Source organism: Acetobacter cibinongensis, assembly GCF_000963925.1.
In the GTDB taxonomy this organism is placed as follows: Bacteria; Pseudomonadota; Alphaproteobacteria; order Acetobacterales; family Acetobacteraceae; genus Acetobacter; species Acetobacter cibinongensis.
Genome location: NZ_BAMV01000016.1, coordinates 16,967 through 40,608, shown reverse-complemented (window position 1 = coordinate 40,608; position 23,642 = coordinate 16,967). Strand labels below are relative to the sequence as shown.

23 protein-coding genes are annotated in these 23,642 nt (G+C 53.1%); 11 read left to right on the top strand and 12 right to left on the bottom strand.

Annotation, left to right across the window (positions count from 1 at the left end):
- Positions 1 to 281: 281 nt before the first annotated feature.
- From der to Abci_RS08555, 4 genes are all read right to left on the bottom strand, one after another.
- On the bottom strand, positions 282 to 1,763 hold the full coding sequence (der, locus tag Abci_RS08570) for a ribosome biogenesis GTPase Der (protein ID WP_048838752.1): 1,482 nt from the start codon (positions 1,761 to 1,763) through the stop codon (positions 282 to 284).
- Positions 1,756 to 3,150 (bottom strand): PQQ-like beta-propeller repeat protein, encoded by a 1,395-nt coding sequence (locus tag Abci_RS08565; protein ID WP_048838751.1) that lies wholly within the window; start codon positions 3,148 to 3,150, stop codon positions 1,756 to 1,758. The genes der and Abci_RS08565 overlap by 8 nt, the downstream gene beginning before the upstream one ends.
- A gap of 8 nt (positions 3,151 to 3,158) precedes the next feature.
- Positions 3,159 to 3,854: a hypothetical protein gene (locus Abci_RS08560; RefSeq protein ID WP_048838750.1), complete on the bottom strand. Its 696-nt coding sequence runs from the start codon at positions 3,852 to 3,854 to the stop codon at positions 3,159 to 3,161.
- Positions 3,855 to 4,018: 164 nt separating this feature from the next.
- Positions 4,019 to 4,405: a hypothetical protein gene (locus tag Abci_RS08555; RefSeq protein ID WP_048838749.1), complete on the bottom strand. Its 387-nt coding sequence runs from the start codon at positions 4,403 to 4,405 to the stop codon at positions 4,019 to 4,021.
- 198 nt (positions 4,406 to 4,603) lie between these two features.
- Between Abci_RS08555 and Abci_RS08550 the strand changes: the two genes are divergently transcribed.
- The 7 genes from Abci_RS08550 to Abci_RS08520 all read left to right on the top strand — a co-directional run bounded on the left by Abci_RS08550 (position 4,604) and on the right by Abci_RS08520 (position 11,968).
- Complete coding sequence (locus Abci_RS08550) at positions 4,604 to 5,512, top strand: glycosyltransferase family 9 protein (protein WP_048838748.1); 909 nt, start codon at positions 4,604 to 4,606, stop codon at positions 5,510 to 5,512.
- On the top strand, positions 5,509 to 6,570 hold the full coding sequence (locus tag Abci_RS08545) for a glycosyltransferase (protein WP_048838747.1): 1,062 nt from the start codon (positions 5,509 to 5,511) through the stop codon (positions 6,568 to 6,570). Before Abci_RS08550 ends, Abci_RS08545 begins: the two co-directional genes overlap by 4 nt.
- Complete coding sequence (gene asnB / locus Abci_RS08540) at positions 6,570 to 8,339, top strand: asparagine synthase (glutamine-hydrolyzing) (RefSeq protein WP_048838746.1); 1,770 nt, start codon at positions 6,570 to 6,572, stop codon at positions 8,337 to 8,339. The genes Abci_RS08545 and asnB overlap by 1 nt, the downstream gene beginning before the upstream one ends.
- A gap of 42 nt (positions 8,340 to 8,381) precedes the next feature.
- Positions 8,382 to 9,266 (top strand): CAF17-like 4Fe-4S cluster assembly/insertion protein YgfZ, encoded by an 885-nt coding sequence (ygfZ, locus tag Abci_RS08535; RefSeq protein WP_048838745.1) that lies wholly within the window; start codon positions 8,382 to 8,384, stop codon positions 9,264 to 9,266.
- On the top strand, positions 9,263 to 9,685 hold the full coding sequence (hisI, locus tag Abci_RS08530) for a phosphoribosyl-AMP cyclohydrolase (protein ID WP_048838744.1): 423 nt from the start codon (positions 9,263 to 9,265) through the stop codon (positions 9,683 to 9,685). Before ygfZ ends, hisI begins: the two co-directional genes overlap by 4 nt.
- Before the next feature lie 33 nt (positions 9,686 to 9,718).
- Entirely contained in the window at positions 9,719 to 10,693 is a 975-nt protein-coding gene (locus tag Abci_RS08525; protein ID WP_084597599.1) for an SPFH domain-containing protein, read from the top strand.
- Positions 10,694 to 10,813: 120 nt separating this feature from the next.
- A complete protein-coding gene (locus tag Abci_RS08520) occupies positions 10,814 to 11,968 on the top strand; it encodes a glycosyltransferase family 2 protein (RefSeq protein ID WP_048838743.1) in 1,155 nt (384 codons plus the stop codon).
- A 48-nt stretch (positions 11,969 to 12,016) separates the two neighbouring features.
- Here Abci_RS08520 and Abci_RS08515 read toward each other — a convergent pair whose 3' ends face one another.
- From Abci_RS08515 to Abci_RS08500, 4 genes are all read right to left on the bottom strand, one after another.
- Positions 12,017 to 13,321, bottom strand: coding sequence for a hypothetical protein (locus Abci_RS08515; protein WP_219810307.1), 1,305 nt, complete (start codon positions 13,319 to 13,321; stop codon positions 12,017 to 12,019).
- 290 nt (positions 13,322 to 13,611) lie between these two features.
- Positions 13,612 to 14,787 carry a lipid-A-disaccharide synthase gene (lpxB, locus tag Abci_RS08510; protein WP_048838858.1) on the bottom strand — a complete coding sequence of 392 codons (1,176 nt, stop codon included), beginning with the start codon at positions 14,785 to 14,787 and terminating at the stop codon, positions 13,612 to 13,614.
- 56 nt (positions 14,788 to 14,843) lie between these two features.
- Complete coding sequence (locus Abci_RS08505) at positions 14,844 to 15,587, bottom strand: ATP-binding cassette domain-containing protein (protein ID WP_158319788.1); 744 nt, start codon at positions 15,585 to 15,587, stop codon at positions 14,844 to 14,846.
- A gap of 8 nt (positions 15,588 to 15,595) precedes the next feature.
- Positions 15,596 to 16,309 (bottom strand): hypothetical protein, encoded by a 714-nt coding sequence (locus tag Abci_RS08500; protein ID WP_048838741.1) that lies wholly within the window; start codon positions 16,307 to 16,309, stop codon positions 15,596 to 15,598.
- A gap of 482 nt (positions 16,310 to 16,791) precedes the next feature.
- Here Abci_RS08500 and Abci_RS08495 point away from each other — a divergent pair, with 482 nt between their 5' ends.
- Entirely contained in the window at positions 16,792 to 18,231 is a 1,440-nt protein-coding gene (locus tag Abci_RS08495) for a SulP family inorganic anion transporter (protein ID WP_048838740.1), read from the top strand.
- A gap of 50 nt (positions 18,232 to 18,281) precedes the next feature.
- On the opposite strand, the gene Abci_RS08490 is transcribed toward Abci_RS08495, so the two are convergent.
- Positions 18,282 to 18,908, bottom strand: coding sequence for a protein-methionine-sulfoxide reductase heme-binding subunit MsrQ (locus Abci_RS08490; RefSeq protein WP_048838739.1), 627 nt, complete (start codon positions 18,906 to 18,908; stop codon positions 18,282 to 18,284).
- 3 nt (positions 18,909 to 18,911) lie between these two features.
- Entirely contained in the window at positions 18,912 to 19,862 is a 951-nt protein-coding gene (gene msrP, locus Abci_RS08485) for a protein-methionine-sulfoxide reductase catalytic subunit MsrP (protein ID WP_048838738.1), read from the bottom strand.
- A gap of 143 nt (positions 19,863 to 20,005) precedes the next feature.
- On the opposite strand from msrP, the gene Abci_RS08480 reads away from it, so the two are divergent.
- A complete protein-coding gene (locus Abci_RS08480; RefSeq protein ID WP_048838737.1) occupies positions 20,006 to 20,881 on the top strand; it encodes an NAD(P)-dependent oxidoreductase in 876 nt (291 codons plus the stop codon).
- Entirely contained in the window at positions 20,874 to 21,161 is a 288-nt protein-coding gene (locus Abci_RS08475; RefSeq protein WP_048838736.1) for a helix-hairpin-helix domain-containing protein, read from the top strand. The genes Abci_RS08480 and Abci_RS08475 overlap by 8 nt, the downstream gene beginning before the upstream one ends.
- Positions 21,162 to 21,195: 34 nt before the next feature.
- Here Abci_RS08475 and Abci_RS08470 read toward each other — a convergent pair whose 3' ends face one another.
- Positions 21,196 to 21,933 (bottom strand): squalene/phytoene synthase family protein, encoded by a 738-nt coding sequence (locus Abci_RS08470; RefSeq protein ID WP_048838735.1) that lies wholly within the window; start codon positions 21,931 to 21,933, stop codon positions 21,196 to 21,198.
- A gap of 282 nt (positions 21,934 to 22,215) precedes the next feature.
- Between Abci_RS08470 and Abci_RS08465 the strand changes: the two genes are divergently transcribed.
- Positions 22,216 to 22,824, top strand: a complete 609-nt coding sequence (locus Abci_RS08465) for a superoxide dismutase (protein WP_048838734.1) — start codon at positions 22,216 to 22,218, stop codon at positions 22,822 to 22,824.
- A gap of 111 nt (positions 22,825 to 22,935) precedes the next feature.
- Here the strand turns inward: Abci_RS08465 and Abci_RS08460 are convergent, their stop codons facing one another.
- On the bottom strand, positions 22,936 to 23,520 hold the full coding sequence (locus tag Abci_RS08460; protein ID WP_048838733.1) for a TetR/AcrR family transcriptional regulator: 585 nt from the start codon (positions 23,518 to 23,520) through the stop codon (positions 22,936 to 22,938).
- Positions 23,521 to 23,642 lie beyond the last annotated feature (122 nt).

Sequence of the window (23,642 nt, the reverse complement as noted above, 5' to 3'; positions counted from 1 at the left end):
CTTTGGCGAAACAGCACGATAACATCGGCTACTCACGACACACTTAAATGTAGTAGTCGGTTTTTCTAAAAAAACCGCACTATGGAAAATTATTTATTATATCAGAAACAAACGGAAATTTATGGCGACCACACTTATTAGAGTAAAAACGAGCCCGACTTTATGAGAACGTTTTTTATGCAGCTTGCCTCAAGCGACAAAGACAACGCGCTTGATGATATTTTCCTCAGCTTTATTTAAAAAATCTGCCGCCCTTAAAAAGAGCGGCAGATTTTTCTATATTAAGAAGATTTTCGGCTATCAGCATAAGGGTTTTTAGTACCCCGCAACTGTAAGCGAATGGGCACGCCCGGCAGATCAAATGTCTCGCGCAGTCCGTTGACCAGATAACGCTTGTAGTCATCCGGCAACAATTCCGCGCGGGTCCCAAACAGCACAAATGTTGGTGGGCGGGATTTAACCTGCGTCATGTAACGCAGCTTCAAGCGGCGGCCATCAACAAGCGGTGGGGCATGACGCTCCAGCATCATTTCAAACCAGCGGTTCAGTGCACCTGTTGGAACACGTGCATTCCATACGGTCCAAGCGTCCCGCACGGCGGGCAGAAGCCGGTGTACGCTCGCACCCGTCAACGCCGAAAAAGTGACCACGGGCACACCGCGCATCTGCGCCAGAGAAATACTTAACCGGTCAAGAATAGCCTTACGTGTCGCAATACGGTCTTCAACCGCATCCCATTTGTTTAATGCCAGAACACAGGCCCTGCCCTCACGCTCAATCAGACGGGCAATCTGAAGGTCCTGCTCATGCACGCCCAACGTCGCGTCCAGCACAAGAACAGCCACCTCAGCCATTTTCAATGCCTCAATAGAGGCTGAAACCGACATTTTTTCCAGTGCTTCGTCAATACGCGCTTTGCGGCGCAACCCGGCGGTATCAACAATTTCAAACTCATCACCGTCATCATAGAGTGTGACAGCAATGGAATCACGCGTAAGACCCGGCTCTGGCCCGGTAATCATACGGTCCTCGCCCAAAAGGGCGTTCATCAGGGTCGATTTACCAGCATTGGGGCGGCCCACAATGGCTATGCGCATCGGCCCTTTCGGGCGAACAGGTTCGATAACTTCCGGCTCATCCGCATCAATGACCTCTTCGTCAAAGGCCAGTTCAGCAAAATCGTCTTCTTCCTCTTCCTCCTCAACCGGTTCGGGTTCAGGCGGAAGATGGTCAACAATTTCTGCCATCAGGTCAGCAAGGCCTTCACCATGCTCGGCGGAGACAGCTATCGGCTCTCCCAGCCCAAGCGCATAGGCTTCCAGCGCGGAAGACGCGCCAGAGCGCCCTTCTGCCTTGTTGGCCAGCAGCAGAACCGGGCGGTTCTGGCGGCGCACCCATTGGGCAAAGTGCTCATCAGACGGTGTAATGCCTGCGCGGGCATCCACGCAAAACAACACCAGCGCTGCATTCTGCACAGCGCCTTCAGAGGAGGCCCGCATCCGGCCGAAAAGTGTATCCGGCGCGGCCTCTTCCAGGCCAGCGGTGTCGATCAGGCGCACATAGCGCCCGCGTATCAACGCCAGTCCTTCCTTACGGTCCCGGGTAACGCCGGGGGTATCAGCCACCAGCGCCTGCCTGCGGCCGACAAGGCGGTTGAACAGGGTGGATTTCCCCACATTGGGGCGGCCCACAATAGCCACGACCGGCAGGTCCGCAGACGGAAGCGGCGCAACAGGCCGCATAGGTTTACGACGTTCAGCCATAAGAGCGGAGGTTTCCGTCGTTTGTAATAATCAACATTTGCTCATCAACAACAATAGGCGGCACGAAAGAAACCGCATTAGACGATTCAACCGCAATAATCGCGCCCGTTACAGGATTAATCCGGACAACACCGTTCCCGACCAGTGTGCTGAGGCACACCAGTTCACCGCCTGCCATCACAGGGCCGATCCAGGTCACAATGTCCTTGTTCACATCCACACGGCGGAAGCGGCGCAACTGTGTCATCCAGCGTACATGGCCTGAAAGCCTGTCCACGCAAATGACCTGCTCGTCCAGAGACACAACATAGAGCCAGTCCCCAACGCACAGAATGCTGTTCTGGCTTGCTACGGAGCGCTCCCACAAACGGCGGCCTGTACGAATATCAATGGCGGCAAGAACCTGTGCCATGCTGACAGCATAAATCACGCTATCAACCACCACAGGCAAACCACGCACACAGGACAGGTTAAGCGTGCTGGCCTGACTGTTAACGTTGCCGAGCATATCGCTCCAGACGACTTCCCCGGTTTCAGCACGGAAAGCGACCAAGTCGCCCCCACCAAAGCCAGCAATAACAACACCATTGGCATAGGCTGGCGCAGGCTGACCGAACACCGTTGTATCGGCCTGTGTTGCGCCATAGGACCAGAGCTGACGGCCATTTTTGGCATCCAGCGCATAGAACTGCTCATCCAGCGTGCCAAAAAACAGCCGACCATCGGCGACAGTGGGTGCTGACCGGCCCGGACCACTTAACGCGACCCGCCATTTGGGCTTGCCAGTTACGGCATCCACCGCAACAGCCTGACCAATGCCACTGACGATGTAAACTGTATCGCCTTCAACAGCCAAACCGCCACCTACGTTACTGGAACGCATGGAGCGCGGCTTTGGATTAAAGGTCCAGAGATGAGACATGCGCGGCCAGGAAAAGCCCCGCACAACACCCTGAGCATCCATAAAAAACAGGCGACCATTCTGAATAACCGGAGGAGACTGGATAAGACCACGCCCCAAAGACCCAAGGGCCGCCCAAGCCAGAAAGCCCGGTTCGGAAATGCTCGCACCAACAGATTTAGACCACCGTTCACGCAAACCGTGCCACTGGTAGTTGCTGCCGACATGTGTAGGCACACGCCCAACCTGCGACCATTCGGAAACCGTTATCGGAGCGGCCACCGTAATGGGTGTATGATCTTCCTTATCAACTTCCAGCTTACCGCCGGAGGACAAAACATCTGTTCTGTGTCCCGCCAGCAATGGCTTTTCGTCGTCATCAAACATGCTGCACCCGGCAAGCGCGGGCACCATAGCCGCACCAGCCAACAGGGAGCGACGGGCCAAACTGCCATTTACACGATTAGAAGAGCGTATGTTGCTCATAAAGTGCCTCACCCTGCCGATGGATCCAGTGCCTGTGTCATTGCTTGTGCCCGGCTTCTGACACCTGATGGCACATCCTGCTCTGCCGCCAGTGCAGCAAATTTTTTGCGGGCCTCTTCCAGATGGTTTTCACGCACATCCAGAATAGCCAATGATTCCGTTGCAAGACCGTGCCAGGCTTTATCCTTACCCGTCAGCAAAGACAGGCGGGAGCGCAAGGTTGCCGGGTCTCCATTATCCAGTTGTTTCTGGCACCAGATCAGGCTGGCGAGCTCACGCAAAAGCGGGTCTGCGTGAGAGTCCGCCTGAACGGCATCCCATGCGGCCAGCGCGCCTTTGGTGTCCCCATGTGCGGCCAGCACGCCACCTGCCTGCAGGCGGGCCAATGTCGCAATACCATTCGGGCTGGCCGCCGCAAGTTTTTGCAAGCTGGCAAGCCCAGTCTGTGCCGTCTCGCTGTAGGGAATGGTGCCACTTGCCGGGGCAGACGGCAGATGATCGGTTTGACGAAGCGCTGCCAGATACGTGCCCGTTGCATCCAGCGCGGCAGTTTTCTGGTTTGAGACATGCCAAGCCCACGCGCCAGCGCCTGCCAGAACGGCCACGATAAGACCCAAGCCTGCACCCGCATAGCGGCGCGCCAGTTGGCGCATGCGCTCGGCCTTCAGTTCGTCATCAACTTCCTTGAAAACATCTTCTGCCACGTCTGGCCCGTTCCCGTTCTGGCTAATTCATTCTGAGTAACGGCCATATCTGCCCTACCCGGGGGCATCATACAAGGCACCAATCCTGAAAGACACCCTTTAACACGCATCTGTTGCCGCCTTTTTAGCGGAAACAGATGCACCGTCAGGCAAACTACCCTGTTTTACTTCCCGCCAAATTTGGCGTTACCTGCCTTAAGGGTCGCGTTCATATGCGTGAAATTGGCCGCAATACGCTTCTGCACTGCCTGGCTGCCTTCATGCACATACGCAATTTTTTCACGCGCTTCGTTGCTGATGGCCGTTTCTTCCTTATTCGCTGCATGCGCAACACAGCTATTATAGGTGCGTGCAGCCTTCTGGTACGCTGTCGCCTTGTCAACGCTCGCATTGTAATGCTCAACCGATGCAACATCGAGCGATGGCATGGTGGGTTCCGCACCACAAGCCGGAGCGCTCCACCCTCCGCCGGCAGCATGAGCCACTGGGGCTGACACCGCAGCACACGGCAGGCCTACCAACGTGGCCAGCAGAAACAAACCTTTCCTCATTTTTCCCAATTCCTCGTGATAAAACGACTCAGCCACTCTGACAGCACACAAAGGTAAAATTCAGGCAGCGGTCGCACGCGGCCTCTCATGGCATAGAGCCTGCAAATGTCCATACCCTTCGTACACAAGACGTGCCGGTTTCCACGCTCCCTGCTGAGCGGGTTGGAAAAACCATCAGCGCAGTATAAACAGAGGCAGATGCGTATTCTCTTCATTACGGCAACCCGGCTGGGTGACGCCGTGATCTCCACCGGCCTGCTGGATCATCTGATACGCACGTATCCCCACGCCCGCTTTACCATCGCCTGCGGGCCTGTAGCCGCAGGACTCTTCCAGAATGTACCGGGACTCGATCGTGTCATCACGATGGACAAACGCAAATACGATCTACATTGGCTGGACCTGTGGAAAGCCTGCGTAGCCCAGAAGTGGGACCTGACCATAGATCTGCGCGGCTCCGCGGTGACAGCGCTGCTGCGCTCTAGCCGGCGCGTTATTATGCGGGGGGGGCGTCGGCCCGGCCTGCGCCTTGCTCATGTGGCCCAAACGCTCAGCCTTTCCCCTCCACCTGTGCCGACTGTATGGCTCGACCCGTCAGATGTGGCGTGTGCGACCACACTTCTCCCCACAACAGGCACACCGCTCATCGCACTCGGCCCAACTGCCAACTGGTCAGGCAAAATATGGCCTGTAGAGCGCTACCTCCCGCTATGGCACCGCCTCCAGTCCGCTTACCCCACCGCACGTCCTGTTATTCTTTACGGCCCCGGACAACAGGAGCGCGATCTTGCTGCCCCTGTTCTGGCAGCCCTCCCTCAGGCCATAGATGCGGGAGGACGCTTTTCCCTTACGGAAGTGGCTGCCATTCTTAGGAAATGCCAGCTTTATGTGGGCAATGACTCAGGCCTGATGCATCTTGCCGCAGCCGCAGGCACACCCACACTTGGATTATTCGGACCATCCCGTGCTTCCGAATATGCCCCTTCAGGCGCCCACACAGCATGGGTGGCAGCACCCGGCCCTGAAGGCGACGCCGCCATTGCTGATCTTTCCGTTTCCACGGTAGCAGAGGCTGCCCTACGCCTTCTTGCAGAGACATCATCATGAGCCACCCAGACACCCTTCCTTCCTCTGCATCATCTTTGCGCGTTGCCCATGTGATGGCCGGTGCCACGACGGGAGGGGCGGAGTTGTTTTTTGAAAGGCTTTGTGTTGCACAAGCGGCATCCGGCCTCTCTGTCCTGCCCCTTATAAGGCAGGACGAGGCACGCGCAGCGCGCATGACGGCTGGCGGCCTTCCCCCCAAAGAATTGCGTTTTGGCGGGCTGACAGATTTTAGAACCGGCCCCAACTTACGCCGAGCCTTAACGTCCTTTGCACCGCGTGTAACCGTGGCCTGGATGAACCGTGCCGCCCGGTTCACGCCGCAAGGGAACTGGGTTCTGGCAGGCAGGCTGGGCGGTTTTTACGACCTGTCTTACTATCGCAAATGCGACCATCTGATAGGCAATACCCACGGTCTGGTGCGCTGGATGAAGGCGCAGGGATGGGCCGCCAACCGCGTTCACTATCTCCCCAATTTTGCGAACGACCTGTCAGACACTCCGGCCATCCGCCCGGCAGGTCTGCCTGACGGAGCCCCCTTCCTGCTGGCTTTGGGCAGGCTGCACAAGAACAAGGCTTTTGACGTTCTGATCCGTGCCATGAAGCATCTACCCGGTGTATGGCTGGTTATTTGTGGCGAAGGGCCTGAACGTGCAGCCCTTGAAGCCCTGGCGAGGCAGGAAAATGTAGCAGAGCAGGTGCTCATGCCCGGATGGTCCACACGCCCAGGTGGCTTTATCAAAGCCTGCTCGGTCCTGGTCTGCCCCTCCCGGCATGAGCCGCTGGGTAACGTTGTGATAGAAGGTTTTTCTGCCAGAAAACCGGTTGTCGCTGCGGCATCGCAAGGCCCAACGGAACTTATACGGTCTGGTGAAAATGGGCTTCTAGCCCCGGTGGAGGATGCACGTATTCTGGCTGATCAGCTTGGTGTGGCGCTAGAAGACAAAACGCTTGCTGCCAGCATGGCCACTGCCGGACGAGCCGATTACGATGCAACCTTTGCGACAGCCCCTGTTTTGGCGGCATGGCATAACTTCCTCGCAACTGTGGAGCCTGCCTGATGTGCGGCATTGGCGGCATTGCCTACAAACCGGGAGCCCCTCGTGTTGGGCAGGACGTGCTGGAGCGCATGGCCAGCGCCCTTCTACACCGTGGCCCGGACGGCGCACATTATGCCCGCCTGCCCGAGGCAGACCTGATCCATACACGCCTCTCGATCATAGATCTTCCGGGCGGTGACCAGCCTCTGAAGTCTGCTGCGGGCACCCTGATTGCCAATGGAGAAATTTATAACGACCCCCAGATTCGCCAAGCCATGGTGGCTGAACGCTTCAAAACTGGCAGCGACTGCGAATCTGCCCTTGTCATGTGGGAACAAAAGGGTGCTGGTTACACAACAACGCTGCGCGGCATGTATGCCATTGCCATCCACAACAGTGCCAATAATGAAGTCCTGCTATCCCGCGACCCCTTCGGTATAAAACCGCTCTATTTCACGGAGTTTGAAGGCGGCATTGCCTTTGCATCCGAACCCTCTGCCCTTCTGGCATCTGGGCTTGCGCCCAGAACAGAGCGGTCCCTTTTGCGCGATGAGCTTCTACAGCTTCAGTTCACTACGGGAGCCCAAACACTCTTCAAAACCATCCAGCGCGTTTTGCCGGGTGAAACACTCCGCGTCGTTGCGGGCCGTATAGCTGAACGCACCATCCTTTCCCCCTTGCCGGCCCAGACAGAACCGAAAAAAAACCTTTCAGAAAAACAGGCTCTCGAGCAGCTTGATTATGCCCTGATGAACAGCGTGCAGGCCCATGAAAGGGCTGATGTGCCTTTCGGCCTGTTCCTCTCTGGCGGCATTGACAGCGCCAGCCTGCTTACGGCAATGAGCCGACTACCTCGCCCTGAAAAACTGCGTACCTGGACAGCCGTTTTTGAGGCACGCAGTGCGGCAGATGAAGCCGATGCCGCCTCCGCCCTAGCCCACGCTGCCAATACGGAGCATGAAACCGTGAAAATCACGGCTGCCATGGTCTGGGACAATCTGCCAGCCATTATTGCCTGCATGGATGACCCTGTTGCGGACTATGCCATTATCCCTACATGGTTTCTGGCACGCAAAGCCAAGCAGGACGTACGCGTTATCCTCTCAGGGGAAGGCGGAGATGAGCTTTTTTGCGGGTATGGTCGTTACCGTTCCGCTGCACGTCCGTGGTGGCGTGCAGGCCGCCGCATGTGGCGACACGGTATGTTCGATGGATTGGACGTTCTTCGTTATACCCCCAACCAATGGCGCGATGGACTGACCATAGCCGAGCAGCAGGCAAAGCAGATAACTGCCACACGGCTTTCTGAAGTGCAGGCCGTAGATATTGCTGAATGGTTGCCGAACGACCTTCTCCTGAAACTGGACCGCTGCCTCATGGCACATGGCCTTGAAGGCCGCACACCGCTCCTGGACCCCGTTGTCACCAACTGTGCGTGGCAACTGCCCGACAGTCTGCGCGTCCGTAATGGGCAAGGAAAATGGCTTTTACGCCGGTGGCTTGAACGCCATAATCCGGCAGCAAACCCCTTTGCTCCCAAACAGGGCTTTACTGTGCCTATCGGATCATGGATTGCTGAGCAGGGCCAAACGTTGGGGGAACTGGTCGCCCGGCAGGAGTGTATCCAGGCCATTGCCAAACCAGACCGGGTACGCGCTTTATTTGAAGCAGCCGAGAACCGAAAAAATGGCCCTGCAGCCTGGACCCTTCTGTTTTATGCGGTGTGGCATCGTACACATATTCGCGGCCTTACCCCTGCAGGCAGCATTTTTGATACCCTGAGCCTTTAACACCCTGCCCGTGGCGCAGGCTTCTTTTCTGGGAGACCCGGCATGTTACCCATCACACACAGCACACGGCTCACCAACAGGACTGTCATCAGGCTCTCGGGGCCGGACCGTGTTAAATTTCTGCAAGGGCTGATTACGGCAGATGTTGCAACTCTTACTCCCGGCGCCGCAACATGGGCAGCCTGCCTGACCCCTCAAGGCCGTTGGCAAGCCGATTTTTTCCTGGTCTCGGACCCGGATGATACCTGCCTCCTGCTTGACTGCGCCACAGAGCAGGCAGACGCCTTGCGGAGCCAACTGCTCCGTTTCAAACTTCGCGCCAACATCCAGCTAGATCTCACGGGCCTGACTGTTGTGGCTGCGTGGGGCGAAAGGCCGGATGCAGTCCCCCTTGAAACAGCTATAACCTACACAGACCCACGACTGGACGGTGCCGGGTGGCGTTTGATCGACGCTCCAGACACAATGGCACTGACAGCCACGGAGCAAGACTACCAATTGCACCGGCTAGTCCTGGGTCTGCCAGAGGGTGTGCAGGATTGTGAAACAGGCCGCACTCTGCCAGCAGAAGCCAATATGGACCTCCTAGGCGGCATTTCTTGGACCAAAGGCTGCTATATGGGGCAGGAAATTACAGCCCGCATGCATTACCGCACCTTGCTCAAACGCCGCCTTGTCCCTGTTGCCAGTACAGCACCGCTTCCCCCACCCGGCACCCCAATTTTTGCTGACGGTAGTGAAGTGGGAACTATGCGGTCATCGCAGGATCATGTTGGCCTGGCACTCCTTAAACTCTCAGCGTTTGACGCCCAGCTTGTCGCTGACGGACACAGTCTTGTCGCGCGTCCTCCCTCATGGCTGCTGGCAGGCATTCAGGCCGAGCAAGCCAACTCCCTTTCCTCCCCTGATAAATCTGGCCAATCATGACTTACCAAGCCCCGTCCCCTTCCGTTCTGTCTTCCATGCTGGATGCTGTCTCTTTTGACAAAAATGGCCTTGTCGCAGCCATTGCGCAGCAACATGATTCCGGTGAAATTCTGATGATTGCCTGGATGACACGGGAAGCCTTGCAGGAAACCCTCCTAACAGGCCGTGTCTGCTATTATTCCCGCAGCCGCCAGAAGCTTTGGCGCAAAGGGGAAACGTCTGGCCAGATCCAGCATCTGCATGAAGCACGGCTGGATTGTGATGCGGATGCTGTGCTGCTCCTGGTCAACCAGATTGGTGTCGCGTGCCACACGGGCCGCAGAAGCTGTTTCTATCGTGCTTTTTCACCTGATGGGCTGAAAGAACTGACGAAGCCAGAAATAGACCCCAACCAACTTTACGGCCACACGCACGCCTGACCTTTCCTAAAGGCTTTATAAGGATACCGCTTGATGACCTCACCTCCCCTGCCGTCTTCTCCCGCGTATCCCGAAAAGTCGGAAAACACAGGCCAGAAAATTGTTGAGCACACCTTGCGACCAGTCAGCGCATGGGTCGCTTTAGGCGGTTGTGTGGGTTTAGGCCTGATCGCCGCCTTTTGCCTTACCCTGTCAGCAGCGCAGTTTTCTCCTGCGATGACAGCTCTGGGACCAGTTATTGGCTTCCTGTGCCTGATTGTTGCAGCACTACTTCTTAAAGGGTTGATCATTCTGCAACCCAATCAGGCCGCAGTTTGTCTCTTTTTCGGGTCTTATAAAGGCACTTTGACGCAGTCTGGCTTCTGGTGGCTGAACCCTTTTTATTCCTGCAACAAAGTTTCTCTCCGCCTGAAAACGGAAGAATGCGGTCCCCTGAAAGTCAATGACGCTGTTGGCAACCCAGTAGAAATTGGCGCCGTCATTATCTGGCGTGTGTCTCAGGCGGCGCGTGCTTTGTTAGATGTTGAAAATTACAGTGGCTATGTTTCAGCCCAAAGCGAGACCACCCTGCGGCTTCTGGCCAGCCAATACCCCTATGACCCAACAGAACAGCAGAATGCCGTTGATCACGCGCCGGAACACCCAATCCACACCGGCCTGACGCTACGGGATGGGAGTGACACTCTGGCCAGCCTGCTGCTGAAAGAACTCAAACAACGCATGGCCCCTGTTGGTATTGATGTTGTGGATGCCCGTATTTCTCACCTTGCCTATGCACCGGAAATTGCCAGCGCCATGCTGCGCAAACAGGCAGCAAGTGCGGTGATTTCTGCACGGCGTATTATTACTGAAGGCGCTGTCGCCATTATTGATGATGCACTCAGCAACCTTGAAAGCCGCATGGGTCACGAACTGCCCCCCGAGCAGCGCGCAGCCATGATCTCCAACTTGCTAGTTGTTCTGATTGGTGACCGGGAAGCAACACCAACTTTAAATACAGGCCTGTAAGAAAATATTTTCTGAAAAACCTTATGGTTTTTTGTGATTTAAGGTAGATCATAGAATAGAGAAATTTTGCCGCAGAGAATTATTATTCTTTGTCTCAAATAAAGTATTTTTGGAAATCATATGCCAGACCATTTAGAACTCACTATTCTTATGCCCTGCCTGAACGAAGCGGAGACACTTGCAGTCTGTATTCGTAAAGCCCGCACCTTTCTTGAACGCTACAATATTCGCGGTGAAGTCCTGATTGCAGACAATGGCAGTACAGACGGTTCACAGGCTATTGCCAACACCGAAGGTGCGCGGGTTGTTGCTATTCCCGTCAAAGGTTATGGGGCAGCTTTGCTTGGCGGAATAGACGCCGCATACGGTCGCTATGTCATTATGGGCGATGCTGACGATTCCTACGATTTCTCATCGCTCATGCCATTTGTCGAACGCTTGCGCGCTGGCGATGATGTTGTCATGGGAAACCGTTTTCGTGGTGGCATTGCCAAGGGGGCCATGCCTTTTCTGCATCGTTATCTTGGCAACCCAGTGCTCAGTTTTCTGGGACGGTTATTTTTCAAACTGAAAAATGGTGATTTCCATTGCGGTTTACGGGGTTTCAACCGTGAACGCATTTTGCAGCTCCGCTGCAATACAACCGGCATGGAGTTTGCCAGTGAAATGCTGGTTAAGGCGTCTCTGGCGCGTTACGTCATATCTGAAGTCCCTACCACGTTAAAACCGGATGGACGGTCCCGCCCCCCGCATCTGCGCACATGGCGTGATGGATGGCGGCACCTGCGCTTTTTATTGGTGCATACGCCCCAGTGGCTCTTTCTTTATCCCGGCATCACGTTTGTGCTTTTAGGTGCTGTAGGTGCCGCAGCCATTGCCATACCCGGCGTTCATATTGGGCATATCGAACTAGGCTTCCACAGTTTTGTCGCGTGCTGCTATTTCATTGTCATCGGCGCTCAACTCCTCTCCTTCACATTGGTAGCGGATCAGTACGCCTTGCAAACAGGCTTTCTTCCCCTTGAAGATGGACACCGTAATCTTCTGTCTTTTTTCTCTTTGGAAAAAACGCTGCTTTTAGCAGGCTGCATTAGCCTTGTTGGTGTTTTTGGCGTGATTTACTGCGTCCTCCACTGGGCCAATACTGGTTTTGGACACCTGTTATATGGAGAACTTGCCAACACGCTTACCCTGTCTCTGACACTTATTGTGGTTGGGGTGCAAGCTGCGTTTTCTGCATTTCTGTTCGGCATACTTTCTGCAAACAAAAAATGAGTAAAATGAATAGGCAGGCATATATTATCCCTGCCTATTTTGGAATTTCTATCTAAATCCGAACCTGGTTTTATAGTAATTAGAAACACCCGAAAGAACAAAATTATATGCTGGACCTAATTCACCCATTTTATACAAAACAAGAATAATGTGAGAAAATATCACACTTAAAATTACCAATATAATAGAGATATGTTTTGTTTTAATTTTAACATCACGGCTTTGATCCAGTGCAACAGCGCCCATAAAAGCCATGAAAAGGAAAAGAGGGTAAAATTCAGCGCGATACCGAAAATTCATGCTTATTGCCATAAGCATCAACAAAGGAGCTGTCGACAAGCCTATGATATTGGCCCCCACCATCAGTTTATCAGGACCATTGTTTGCCTGTGTTCTTAATAAGCTTTTCACACAATAAAAACTTAGGAAAAGTAAAAAACCATCTGTCAGAAAAAAGCTGCTTGGGGGTAACTCCACCGCGTCTATGAGCCTTTGATACTCATCTTGTAAAACCATTTCGCCATCCGCGCGCAAAAAAGCCCATACCGGAAGAAAGAAATACAGTAACCCAAGAGGTATTCTTTTGATATTAAACAGACCATACTGCTCTGTTCTTACCAATCTGTCTGGGAAATCCGCATTGTAGATATAGAGGTTATAGTTTGCAAAAGTAAGCGGATTACCCCAGCGTTCGTAGTTAACAAACGCTGTGATCGCAACAAATACTCCCACAACACCTAATGACGCCATTATGGGTGCCAAGAGTCTGGTCTTGAGACCTTGTCTGTATAAAATACCGCCTAAAAACAAAGCTAAAGCTGCATATAAAGCTATACCCATAGTGACACGGGTCAGGAGCGCCAACCCAGCCGCCAATGCCATCCAGATAAGAGCTTTGTGTGTATCTTCTGGCTTTAGACATGCACGCACTGCCCAATAAACAAATAAGCTTCCGAAAGTAATGGCCCACAGGCAAACCTCTTGGTAGAGAGTTGCCTGCAAAAAACAGATTTGCACACCAGAAAAAGCCAAAACTAGGAAAAGGCTATTTTCGAGCCATTTTTTTTGAAACCCACAATATGTTCTTAAAAATAAAAATGTCCCGTAGTTTACTAAAAATGTACAACAGGCAGCCAACACGCAAGAAAGACGTGTTATGTCTAAATGCAAGCCATTTTTGAACACCAAAAGAGGTAGCCTTAGAAAGGCGGGGAAAATACCCCAATAGGCATATACCCGCCCGTTCCGTAAAAACCCTTCTTTCTGAACGCAGTATGGGTCAACATCAAAGCGCCCATGCAACATATGATCCATCATACTATTAAACGTCAGAAGAAGATTATCAGACCTCATTTTGACAGGCCAATGTGACCATGACAAAAGGTTTGCACTTGTCCATACTAGGCATAAGCCAATAAGTATGTGCGAGAGATAAGGTTTTTTTTGCGCCTGCATTGAATAACTCACATTGAAATTTTTTAATGTTTATTAATGCGGCTTATTTGAAAAAACAATGGGTTCAGGCTGATTTTATAGTGTCTTCTAGCGGCTATATAGTTTTTACAGATAACCCTATACGCTCTTTTTTTATTTAAGCAGCCAAACCATTTTTATACATGAAACCTATTTCTTAAAATATTTCATCATCCACGATTATTTTTCTTCAATAAGGCCAAAATAGCTGTAGCGGCAGCTTCTGCCGGCTGTTTACCATCCGGCCCCTTCAAACCATTCAACACTGTTTTGAACGCCTGCTTTTGACGTTCAGCTACACCAGATTTATCAAATAGAATACTGACAGCACGTGCCAGTGTGCTGGGGTTACACTGCTCCTGCAACAACTCTGGCACAATTGCTTTACCTGCCAACAGGTTAACCATAGCAACATGCGGCACGCGGATTAAGCGCCGTGCCATGAAAGCCGTTACAGGGTTTACCCGATACGTCACTGCCATGGGAACACCTGCAAGAGCCAGTTCCAGAGTAGATGTGCCTGACTTGGTCAGAGCGGCTCCGGCCGCAGCAAACGCATCGTGCTTTTCCTGAATATCTGTAACAATCAGGGGCTTCACTGGCCACTTTGCCGTGCCTTGTATAATCGCATCCTCCACTACGGCGGAGACTGGGATGACAGGCACCAGATCAGGCATGGTCTGACTTAACAAAGACAGCATTCGCCCGAATACCGGCAAAAGCCGAGGCACCTCTGATCTCCTGCTGCCGGGCATAAGAACGAGCACAAGGGCCCCTTCTCTCAGACCGTGCTGTTTACGAAACCTTGCTCCATCACCCAGTTGTGCGCCTGACTGTAAAACAGGGTGGCCAACAAAGCGGGTGTGTAGCCCGTGCTTGGTAAAAAAAGCCTCTTCAAACGGCAGAAGGCACAGGAGTTCATCCCATAAACCGGGGAATTCCTTCACCCTTTTCTGCCGCCATGCCCAGACCTGTGGAGCCACATAGTGGACCCGCAGCACCCCTAGAGTTGCAATCCGTTTTAACAACCGTAACGCAAAACCCGGACTATCAATGGTCACCACAATATCAGGCCGGAGCGCTGTAATATTCTCGACCGCCTGATCTAATCGGGCGGACAGTGCGCGTAAGCGTGGCAGGATTTCCACCAGCCCCATAACAGCAAGGTCACGCATGGGGAAAAGGCTGCTTAGGCCATTTTCGCTCATACGGGCACCGCCAATGCCGGCAAAACGTATGTGAGGGTTTTGAGCCTTTAAGGCCTGCATAAGCCGCGCACCCAGCACGTCACCACTGGCCTCTCCAGCAAGAATCCAGATCAAGGGGGATGAGTTCTGTTGTGCCATGCTGCTTCCCATAAAACACGTCCAGCCCTCGTGCAATGAACGATGCTGTGGGAGTGTTAAACAGTATCCTTTGCTTCTCTCCGCAAAGATGTCACGACATAACGTTCAAAATCTATCGGAGAGCCTTCTTTGAAAGCCGCCATTTTGCTCTCATCCAGCACAAGTCGAGTATGACCGCTCTCCAACAGCATACCGGCCTTACAAAATTGTAAAAATGCTAACGGTTCATGCAATGTTGTTATAAGCAAATAATCTTGCTGCGCCATGCTATTGAGGCACTCTTTCACATCAAAAAGTGACACCGGATCAAGCCAGTTAAACGGCTCATCAAGCACTACCAATTTTTGACCACCAGCAAATGCACAATAGAGTGCCACTCTTTGCTTCATACCCGCAGAATACTGCCCCACTGGCCGATGCCAGAACCGCTCCACCCCCAAAGCCTGCCGTAAAGGGGCAAGACTAAGCGCGAGCGTAGGCTGGCCAAGTTGCTCCGCCACCAACTTTGCAAGGTCCTTCCCGCTCATATCCAAAGGAAGATGCGTAACATCTGGCATGAAGCCAATATGGCGCGCCAGCTCTTGCCGTTGTGCCGGAACTTTGCTGTTGCCAAGATAAAATTGCCCCGCAGCCAGCGGCAACCGACCGCACATGGCACGCAGTAATGTTGTTTTACCTGCGCCATTGGCCCCGATAATACCAAACCAGCCGGGGCCACACATATCCAGATAATTGAGAGCCACCACGACTTTACCATGATGCTCAACCTGCACGCCCTCGGCCTGAATACGTAAACTCATGACCATGCTCACCCCAATATTCTCCAGAGGGATCGCCGGTTTAATGAAACCAGGCGCACAAATTGCAAGGCAAATACAGGTATAACTGCTGGTAAAGCCCAGAGGCCTACCACCATAAGCAGTACGACATCAGCCGAAAGTGCCGCCTGTGCCCTTTTTTCCGGGCGCACACGAAAATGCAACGTGACGAAAACAGACATCACAAACGCCAAACATCCCACGGGAACCATGGTCTCTAATGCAGTAACCCATAATGATGGAAAAAATACTACCGGGGCAGTAAGAAACAGAACATTATACACACGGGTGATAGTGTCCCTCCGCACGCTCCTGAGCACCCCCTCACCCATCATGACCCCAAAGGCTGCACGCCGTGAAGTATATGGTTTAAAAAAACACAGAAAAACAATGATAGCGTAGCAGATGCCAAAACACCGCGTTCTGTCACTTTCAGTGGTCTGTGAAGAAGATAAAATACAGACGCCTGCCACAAGAAAAATTTTTGCATACAAACGAAAATTTTTCTTGGAACGTATTTTAGTATTATACTCTCTTATTTTGGGATTAAATTTAAAAACACTGGTCGTTTTGTTCTCCAGATAGTGAGCATACAAAAACAATGCCCCCCATACCCCAAATATTATTACAGACTGAGCAAAAGAGAGAAAAATACGTTCAAAAGAAAATAAGACAAAGATAACAGTAAAGGAAAATAGATTCAAAAAAAACTCTATACAGAAAAACTTCTTGTCGATTTAACGCAGAAACAGCCATAATGGAGTGTGCGACCAAGTGTTTAATTCTGAAAGAAATAAGAGCGTTGGCCAAGCCTGCGCACGCCACATGTAACACTATTACGATAGGCCACGCTATAGTGTGCTTAGCGTTATGTCCAAAGGCAAAGGCTAGACCTATACAGAGCAAAAGGCTTATACCAAAAACTGTCAAACGGTCTTTTTTGCTCGCAAGCATAGTAGAAAAAACTATGGTTAGATATTTTATTTCATAGCGTACCAGAAGCATGCTTTTCTAACTCAACTGAAATAAGATGGCTCTTTTATTAATTTCGATATTATAACGTAACGGCCTTTAGCTGCCTACTTTTATATTGTCGCTTACAATTTACCTGCCGCCACGCTACACACGGCATACCTCACCTCACTCCATAAATAGCATCCGTTATCATACGGTAGAAAGGATTTATGTGACTGTTCGTACCTATATTCAGGAATGGACAACAGACCCGGTCAAAAATGTGCTTGCGGGCATGGTTGGGACGTTTGCTCTTATTCCTGAAGTTATTGCGTTTTCCTATGTCGCGGGTGTGGCACCAGAGGTCGGGCTGTTTGCCTCCTTTGTTATCAGCATTGCCATTGCCATCACGGGTGGCAGACCGGGCATGATCTCCGGGGCAGCAGGTTCAGTTGCTCTTGTTGCGGCTGATCTGGTGCATGGTCATGGTTTGCAGTATTTGCTGCTGGCAACCCTGCTGGCTGGGGGCATCCAAATTCTTTTTGGTTTATGCAAGCTTCAGAACATCATGCGTTTTGTCTCGCGTGAAGTGGAAATGGGATTTGTCAACGCGTTGGCTATTCTGATTTTTTCCGCTCAGGTGCCGCAGATGCTGCATGTAAGCTGGCATACCTACGCGCTGATAGGCCTTGGGCTGGCGATTGTTTATCTACTCCCACGTATAACGACGCTCATCCCTTCTCCGCTTGTCTGTATTCTGGTGTTAACCGGCCTGACCATGGCCTACCCCATGCCCGTCCATGTGGTGGCAGACCTTGGAGCCTTACCAACCGGCTTACCCGCTTTCACCCTGCCGCACCTGCCGCTCACGGTGGAAACGTTTAAAATTGTGCTCCCTTATGCCTTTGCAATGGCCATGGTGGGTGTTCTGGAATCCCTCATGACTGCTGGTGTGGTTGACGAAATAACCGACACCCACAGCAACAAGCGTATGGAATGCACCGGGCTTGGTTTTTCCAACATCATGGTGGGTTTGTTTGGCGGCATTGCCGGGTGCGGCATGGTGGGACAAACCGTTGGCAACCTGCGTTATGGAGGCACGGGCAGACTGTCCACCTTTACCGCTGGTGCGTTTCTGTTGTTGCTGCTTGTGGTGCTGCACAAATTTGTAGCGCAAGTCCCGGTTGCAGCACTGGTTGCCATCATGATCATGGTGTCTATCAGCACGTTCTCATGGTCATCGCTGAAAGAACTTTTGCGGCACCCTCGCCTCTCTTCCACTGTTATGCTGGTAACCGTAGTTGTGGTTGTGCTCACGCATGATCTGGCTGCCGGTGTAGGCTGCGGCGTGTTGCTCAGCGGGCTGTTCTTTTCTTTTCAGGTCATGAAACTGCTGCGGGTAGAAAGCAGCCTGAGCGCTGATGGTCAAACGCGCACCTATCACATTGTAGGGCAGCTCTTTTTTGCCTCAACAACTGAGCTGACGGACGCCATAGAGTTTCAGGATAGCGCCCCGACAATAATACTTGATCTGGACCGCGCGAAGATATGGGACATTAGTGCCGCAGAGGCAGTAGAAAAAATAGCAGACCGCTTAAGGGGACGTGGCAAAACCGTCCATCTACACTCTGCTGACCAAGCTGATACCACCTTGCTGCAAGCTGTGCGTTAAGAGGGCATAGGTGCCTGTTCCAAAACCATACGGAACAGGCACCTGTGACCTTATACTACCTGTTTGCGCACGGGCTTTTTAATCAGCCGGGTAATAAGCAGCAGGGCAGCAAGAGCCGCATAAATAAACGGCTCCACATGCCAGGTTTTAAACGCGATACTATAATGAATACTTGCCAAAACCATTGCCAGGTAAACAGTTTTGTGAAGTGGTGCCCACTTGCGCCCTAGCGTGCGGATAGCACGGCGGGTGGAGGTCAGAGCCAGCACCAGCAGAATAAGAAATGCTAAGAAACCAAACGTCAGGAACGGACGAGAGGTAAAGTCCTTCCACAAAATATGCCCATCAAAATGTCGGGCAACACCGACATAGAACGTCACATGCAGGGCAGCATAACTAAACGCCGCCAACCCAAGCGGACGGCGATAGAGCATGAGATCAACACCCGCAAACCGCTTTAAGGGCGTTACTGCCAAAGACAGCAGCAAAAAGCGAAACGCGTAGCGGCCAAAGTCGTGCAGGCATGCAGAAACGGGGTTAGGCCCCAGATTTCCGGCCATACCCTGCCCGAGATCATACGCTGCAAAAACCAGGCAAGCTAGGTAGAACAGCACTTGGCGGGTTAACGGTGACAGGCGTTTCCGTTTACGCGGAGGCGATGGAGCAGTAGGAGCCATATATTAAAATTCTTTCCGTAGGTTCATGTTTTTATACAAACCGGCAACCTGCTCGGCATATCCGTTGAACATCTGTGTTGGTTTACGTGCGGTCCTGAAGACGCTGCCTTCACCAATAATTTGCTCACTCGCCTGGCTCCAGCGCGGGTGATCGACCTCCGGATTAACATTGGCATAAAAGCCGTATTCCTCTGGTGCCATCAGGTTCCAACTCGTTGGCGGCTTTTTGTCTGTCAGAGTAATGCGTGTGATGGACTTTATGCCCTTGAACCCATATTTCCACGGCACAACCAGCCGTATCGGCGCACCGCTTTGCGCTGGCAGGTCCTCCCCATACACACCAGTTGCCAGCAAGGTGAGCGGATGCATGGCCTCGTCCAGCCGCAGTCCTTCCACATACGGCCATTTGAGGGAAAACAGCCCTCCGGCCTGCCCCGGCATTTCGGACGGTCTAACTACGGACGTAAAAGCCACATAACGGGCTGCCTGTTGAGGGGACGCTGCGCGCAGCAGCGCGGCAAGCTCAAACCCGCTCCACGGAATAACCATGGACCACGCTTCCACACACCGCATGCGGTAGAGGCGCTCCTGCTGGCCAAACTGCGTTACCAGCGCATCTATATCCCATGTCTGCGGGTGGTCCACCAACCCATCAACCTGCACACTCCATGGCCTTGGCTTGAAGCTGCCGGACAGTTCAGCCGGGTCAGACTTGTCCGTGCCAAATTCGTAAAAATTATTATAGTTCAGAACATCCTGTTTAGGCGTCGGCTTTTCCACAGCGGGCCAGCCGCGCTGTGTTTCAGGCACCCCCTGGGCAGTGGAAGCACGCGCCCCCTCCGCTCCCAACGCGGCTAAACCTGCTGCTCCAGCCATAACGGCGCGTCGTGACAAAAAAAGCCTGCGGGGCGTGATCTCGGACCCCAAAGGCAAAGGATAACGAAAAACTGACATGTTCTGACGGCCCTTTCACAGCAGAAAGCCTGTTGTAGGACGTTTTAAAGCGGAGCACAGTGCCCCATGCGTTTGCCTGAAAACCGTATTAGGCTCGGCTTCGTTTGTGCCACAGAATCAAAGGCGAAGAGAAAGGAATTATCATGACATCCCAGCAAACTATCGGTTTTATCGGCTTTGGTGCCATGGCGTGCCGCATGGCGGACAATCTCAAAAAAGCTGGGTATGCCGCCGTGGCTTATACACCGTCCGGCAAGGGTGGTGATGGCTCGACCCCCTTTCTGCCCAGTGCCGCAGAAGTTGCACGCAAAGCGACTATTGTAGTGGTCTGTGTACCGGATGATGAAGCACTCGCTGCCTCCATGTATGGTGCGGAAGGTGCCCTTGCTGGCATGAAGGAGGGTGACCTGCTTCTTAATACCAGCTCAGTTTCTCCCGAGGCCTCAGCCGAATTACTGAAAGCCGGGCAAGCCAAAGGCGTGAGCGTTATAGATTGCCCGGTATCAGGCAGCACGCCGGAAGCCGAAAGCGGCAATCTGGTCATTCTGGCTGGTGGAGACACTGCTGCTATCGCACGGGCAAAACCCATTTTTGACTGTATTGGCAAAACAACGGTCCATGCAGGCCCGGCTGGTAGCGGCACACGCCTCAAACTTGTTATCAACGGCATTATGGGTGCTGGGCTTGCTGCCGTGGCAGAAGCTATTGCCTACGGCTTGGCCTCAGGTCTGGACCGTTCCACGCTTTTTGATGCGCTGGACGAAGTGGCCGTTATCTCCCCACACCACAAACGTAAAATCCGGGCGGCAAAGGCTGGCGACTTCTCGCCTCAGTTCCCGTCCCGCCTTATGCAGAAAGACATGCGCCTGTTAATGGATGCCGCTGCCCGCCAAGCCGTGCCTGCCCCAACCCTCGCTGCTGTTACACAACAACTCTCCCTCGCCCGTCGTGCTGCGGAAGATGCAGATTACTCTGTGCTGATTGGCGTTATGGAAAAAATTGTCGCAAACGATGCCTAAGACAGACCTTGCAACCCTGCGGAATGTTGGCAAAGCCGCCTTGGCCGATTTTGCTTTGCTAAATATTCACTCCATCGCGCAGCTTGCAACGCAGGAGCCAGATACTCTTTATCTGGCTCTCTGCCATGCCACGGGCCAGAGGCATGACCCCTGTGTGCATGATGTTCTAAACGCTGCCATTCATCAGGCCCGGACCGGAGAAGCGCTGAACTGGTGGATGTTTACGCCTGAACGAAAAGTCAGGCAGGCTCAGGGTACATTCCCGCACTACTCTCCCTGAACAGAGTTTTTTACTGACACCTATCGTGCCCATTTTAAGCCTTTAACCCTGCTGCCATAACAGCAAGCCTGTCCATAACGCCACGCGCCATACCGGCAGACTGGATGCCTCGGCCTACATCCCGCCTCGCCAAAACGGCGGGCAGAAAAGCAACCTGATACGGGCGGGGTACAGATTGCGTGTTATCGCTCTGCTCCAGCCATGTCTTTGCTACGTTTTGCAGACCCTCTGGTGATCCGGGAAAAATATAGCGCCCGCTTTTTTGCAGAACAGGCCAATGCCGCAACATGGCACCGGCTCCGTAAGCAGCCCCGCACGCGCTTAACCGATCAAGCAGAGTTGGGTCCTGAACGGCCAAGGCTTCGCCCACGGCACGTTGCAGACCGCCACTGCCTTTGAGCATCATGCCTGACCAGTGCGTGACATCCTGTTCGGGCGCGAGTTCTGTCTCCCGTGCATCCAGAATACCCAGCACGGTCGAATACTGAAACACACCACGTTCCAACGCACCGAGCATTAGTGGTGCGATTTCGTGCTCGGGGGGCCGGGTTCCTTCAAGCACATCCCGCCACCATTGCAGCCGGACATACCCTGCCATTGGCCCCACCACCGCGCTGGAGCGTGCGGGGGCTAATGCACGGGTCACTTCATTGTGAAAAGCCAGTAGAATAAACACGTCCTCCCGCATACCGCGCGGTAGAAACTGCGCACACAAAGCGCGGTCGGGGTCCTCTGCTTTAACGCGGTCTTCCAGACTACTGGCGGAAACCATCCGTTTTCTCTTCCTTCGCTGTTAGATCAGCTCCTGAGCGTGGGGTGTCTTACAGTAAAAACACTCCATGTTCTTTACCCTGCACCACCGTAGCGTATTCTGTGATGTTCTTTTAGGGAGCCTTTTCCATTCCGGCACGTTGGCAGACCACACCCCGGAACGGCGGCAGCGGCAAGGCACTTTGTCCTAACTGTCATGGACCTGTCCCTTGACGCCCGCTGCATTGCCTCATAGCTCTGGGGAACGGCGCATCACCGCCTTGAATTTTAACGGAGTATTGTCATGGCTTTTGAACTGCCAGCACTTCCCTATTCCTACAACGCTCTTGCCGCTCGTGGCATGTGCCAGGAAACGCTTGAACTGCATCATGACAAGCACCACCAGGCCTATGTGACAGCACTCAACAATTTTGTTGAAGCCAAGCCCGAGCTACAGGGCAAGTCACTTGATGAGATCATTCTTGCTGTTAAGGGCGATGCCTCTCAGGCTCCCGTCTTCAACAACGCAGGCCAACACTGGAACCACATCCTGTTCTGGCAGAACCTGTCCGCTAATGGCGGCGCCATTCCTGACAAACTGGCTACCAAAATCAATGGTGACTTTGGCAGCGTTGATGCTTTCAAGGATGAGTTCAAGAAAGCAGCAATTTCACAGTTCGGTTCAGGCTGGGCATGGCTGGTTCTGGGTAAAGACGGCAAGCTGGCCGTAACCAAGACGGCTAACGGCTCCAACCCTCTGGCTGAAGGTCACGGTAAAGTCCTGCTGGGTCTGGATGTGTGGGAACACGCTTACTACCTCGACTTCCGTAACCGTCGTCCTGACTACATCACCAACTATCTGGACAAGCTGGCAAACTATGAGTTTGCAGAAGCTCAGCTGAACGCTGCCTGATAAAAAACTGAAGGCACGGCACTGACACCAGAGCCGTGCCGCAGTACAGGGGCCGCCTCCTGCATATTTTTAATATGCGTGGGCGGCCTTTTTTATGCGCTCGCCGCGTAACTACAGCGCAAGACGCGCCATGACCTGCACGACAAATTTTTCCAGCGTTTGGCCCGGATCCCGCTCTACAAACGGGTCCAGCAATCCGTCCAGAGCGAGTACAGCCAAACCATGCACCTGTGCCCAGCGAGCCGCCTGAAGTGCGGATGCCGCTGCATCTGTAGATGCATCCCCCGCCGCAGTTGCTTTTTTTTCCAGAATTGAGAAGGCGCGTTGCGCCACCTGCCGGAAACCAGGCTGTGTGCCGTCTATAGCATCACTCCTAAACATCAGTGTGAACAGCCCTGGGTTTTGGAGCGCAAATAAAATATAGGCTATGCCAACCGCGTTCAGGGTCCGGGGTTGTACCTGCTCCATATTGCGGGAAAGTTCTTCAAACCCCTGCGTGGCAAGAGCCGTCAACAAGCCTTGCAAATTACCAAAATGTGGTGCCGCCGCCATGGCGGATACCCCGGCGGCCCGTGTAATGGCACGCAGCTTCAACCCACTCGGCCCTTCAGTCTCCAGAAGTTTTCGGGCCGTCTGGAGTAATGTCGTACGAAGATTGCCGTGGTGATACTGACCCGGCTGCGGTGCATCCTGCATCTCTATGCCTCAAACTTTACACTGTATATTTTAATTGACAACTCCTGACCCCTCATCCCAATCTATACACTGTAAATACACCACCGCTTGCCCTTTTCGTATCTCTTCTTCCCCAAGAGTGG

Coding starts and splice junctions, on each gene's coding strand:
- lpxB (WP_048838858.1), bottom strand. CDS start 14,787: ATGGCACAACAGAACTCATCCCCCTTGATCTGGATTCTTGCTGGAGAG.
- Abci_RS08470 (WP_048838735.1), bottom strand. CDS start 21,933: ATGGTTTCCGCCAGTAGTCTGGAAGACCGCGTTAAAGCAGAGGACCCC.
- Abci_RS08480 (WP_048838737.1), top strand. CDS start 20,006: ATGACATCCCAGCAAACTATCGGTTTTATCGGCTTTGGTGCCATGGCG.
- Abci_RS08490 (WP_048838739.1), bottom strand. CDS start 18,908: ATGGCTCCTACTGCTCCATCGCCTCCGCGTAAACGGAAACGCCTGTCA.
- hisI (WP_048838744.1), top strand. CDS start 9,263: ATGACTTACCAAGCCCCGTCCCCTTCCGTTCTGTCTTCCATGCTGGAT.
- asnB (WP_048838746.1), top strand. CDS start 6,570: ATGTGCGGCATTGGCGGCATTGCCTACAAACCGGGAGCCCCTCGTGTT.
- Abci_RS08525 (WP_084597599.1), top strand. CDS start 9,719: ATGACCTCACCTCCCCTGCCGTCTTCTCCCGCGTATCCCGAAAAGTCG.
- Abci_RS08460 (WP_048838733.1), bottom strand. CDS start 23,520: ATGCAGGATGCACCGCAGCCGGGTCAGTATCACCACGGCAATCTTCGT.
- Abci_RS08505 (WP_158319788.1), bottom strand. CDS start 15,587: ATGAGTTTACGTATTCAGGCCGAGGGCGTGCAGGTTGAGCATCATGGT.
- msrP (WP_048838738.1), bottom strand. CDS start 19,862: ATGTCAGTTTTTCGTTATCCTTTGCCTTTGGGGTCCGAGATCACGCCC.
- Abci_RS08555 (WP_048838749.1), bottom strand. CDS start 4,405: ATGAGGAAAGGTTTGTTTCTGCTGGCCACGTTGGTAGGCCTGCCGTGT.
- Abci_RS08520 (WP_048838743.1), top strand. CDS start 10,814: ATGCCAGACCATTTAGAACTCACTATTCTTATGCCCTGCCTGAACGAA.
- Abci_RS08475 (WP_048838736.1), top strand. CDS start 20,874: ATGCCTAAGACAGACCTTGCAACCCTGCGGAATGTTGGCAAAGCCGCC.
- der (WP_048838752.1), bottom strand. CDS start 1,763: ATGGCTGAACGTCGTAAACCTATGCGGCCTGTTGCGCCGCTTCCGTCT.
- Abci_RS08550 (WP_048838748.1), top strand. CDS start 4,604: ATGCGTATTCTCTTCATTACGGCAACCCGGCTGGGTGACGCCGTGATC.
- Abci_RS08465 (WP_048838734.1), top strand. CDS start 22,216: ATGGCTTTTGAACTGCCAGCACTTCCCTATTCCTACAACGCTCTTGCC.
- ygfZ (WP_048838745.1), top strand. CDS start 8,382: ATGTTACCCATCACACACAGCACACGGCTCACCAACAGGACTGTCATC.
- Abci_RS08565 (WP_048838751.1), bottom strand. CDS start 3,150: ATGAGCAACATACGCTCTTCTAATCGTGTAAATGGCAGTTTGGCCCGT.
- Abci_RS08545 (WP_048838747.1), top strand. CDS start 5,509: ATGAGCCACCCAGACACCCTTCCTTCCTCTGCATCATCTTTGCGCGTT.
- Abci_RS08515 (WP_219810307.1), bottom strand. CDS start 13,321: ATGAGGTCTGATAATCTTCTTCTGACGTTTAATAGTATGATGGATCAT.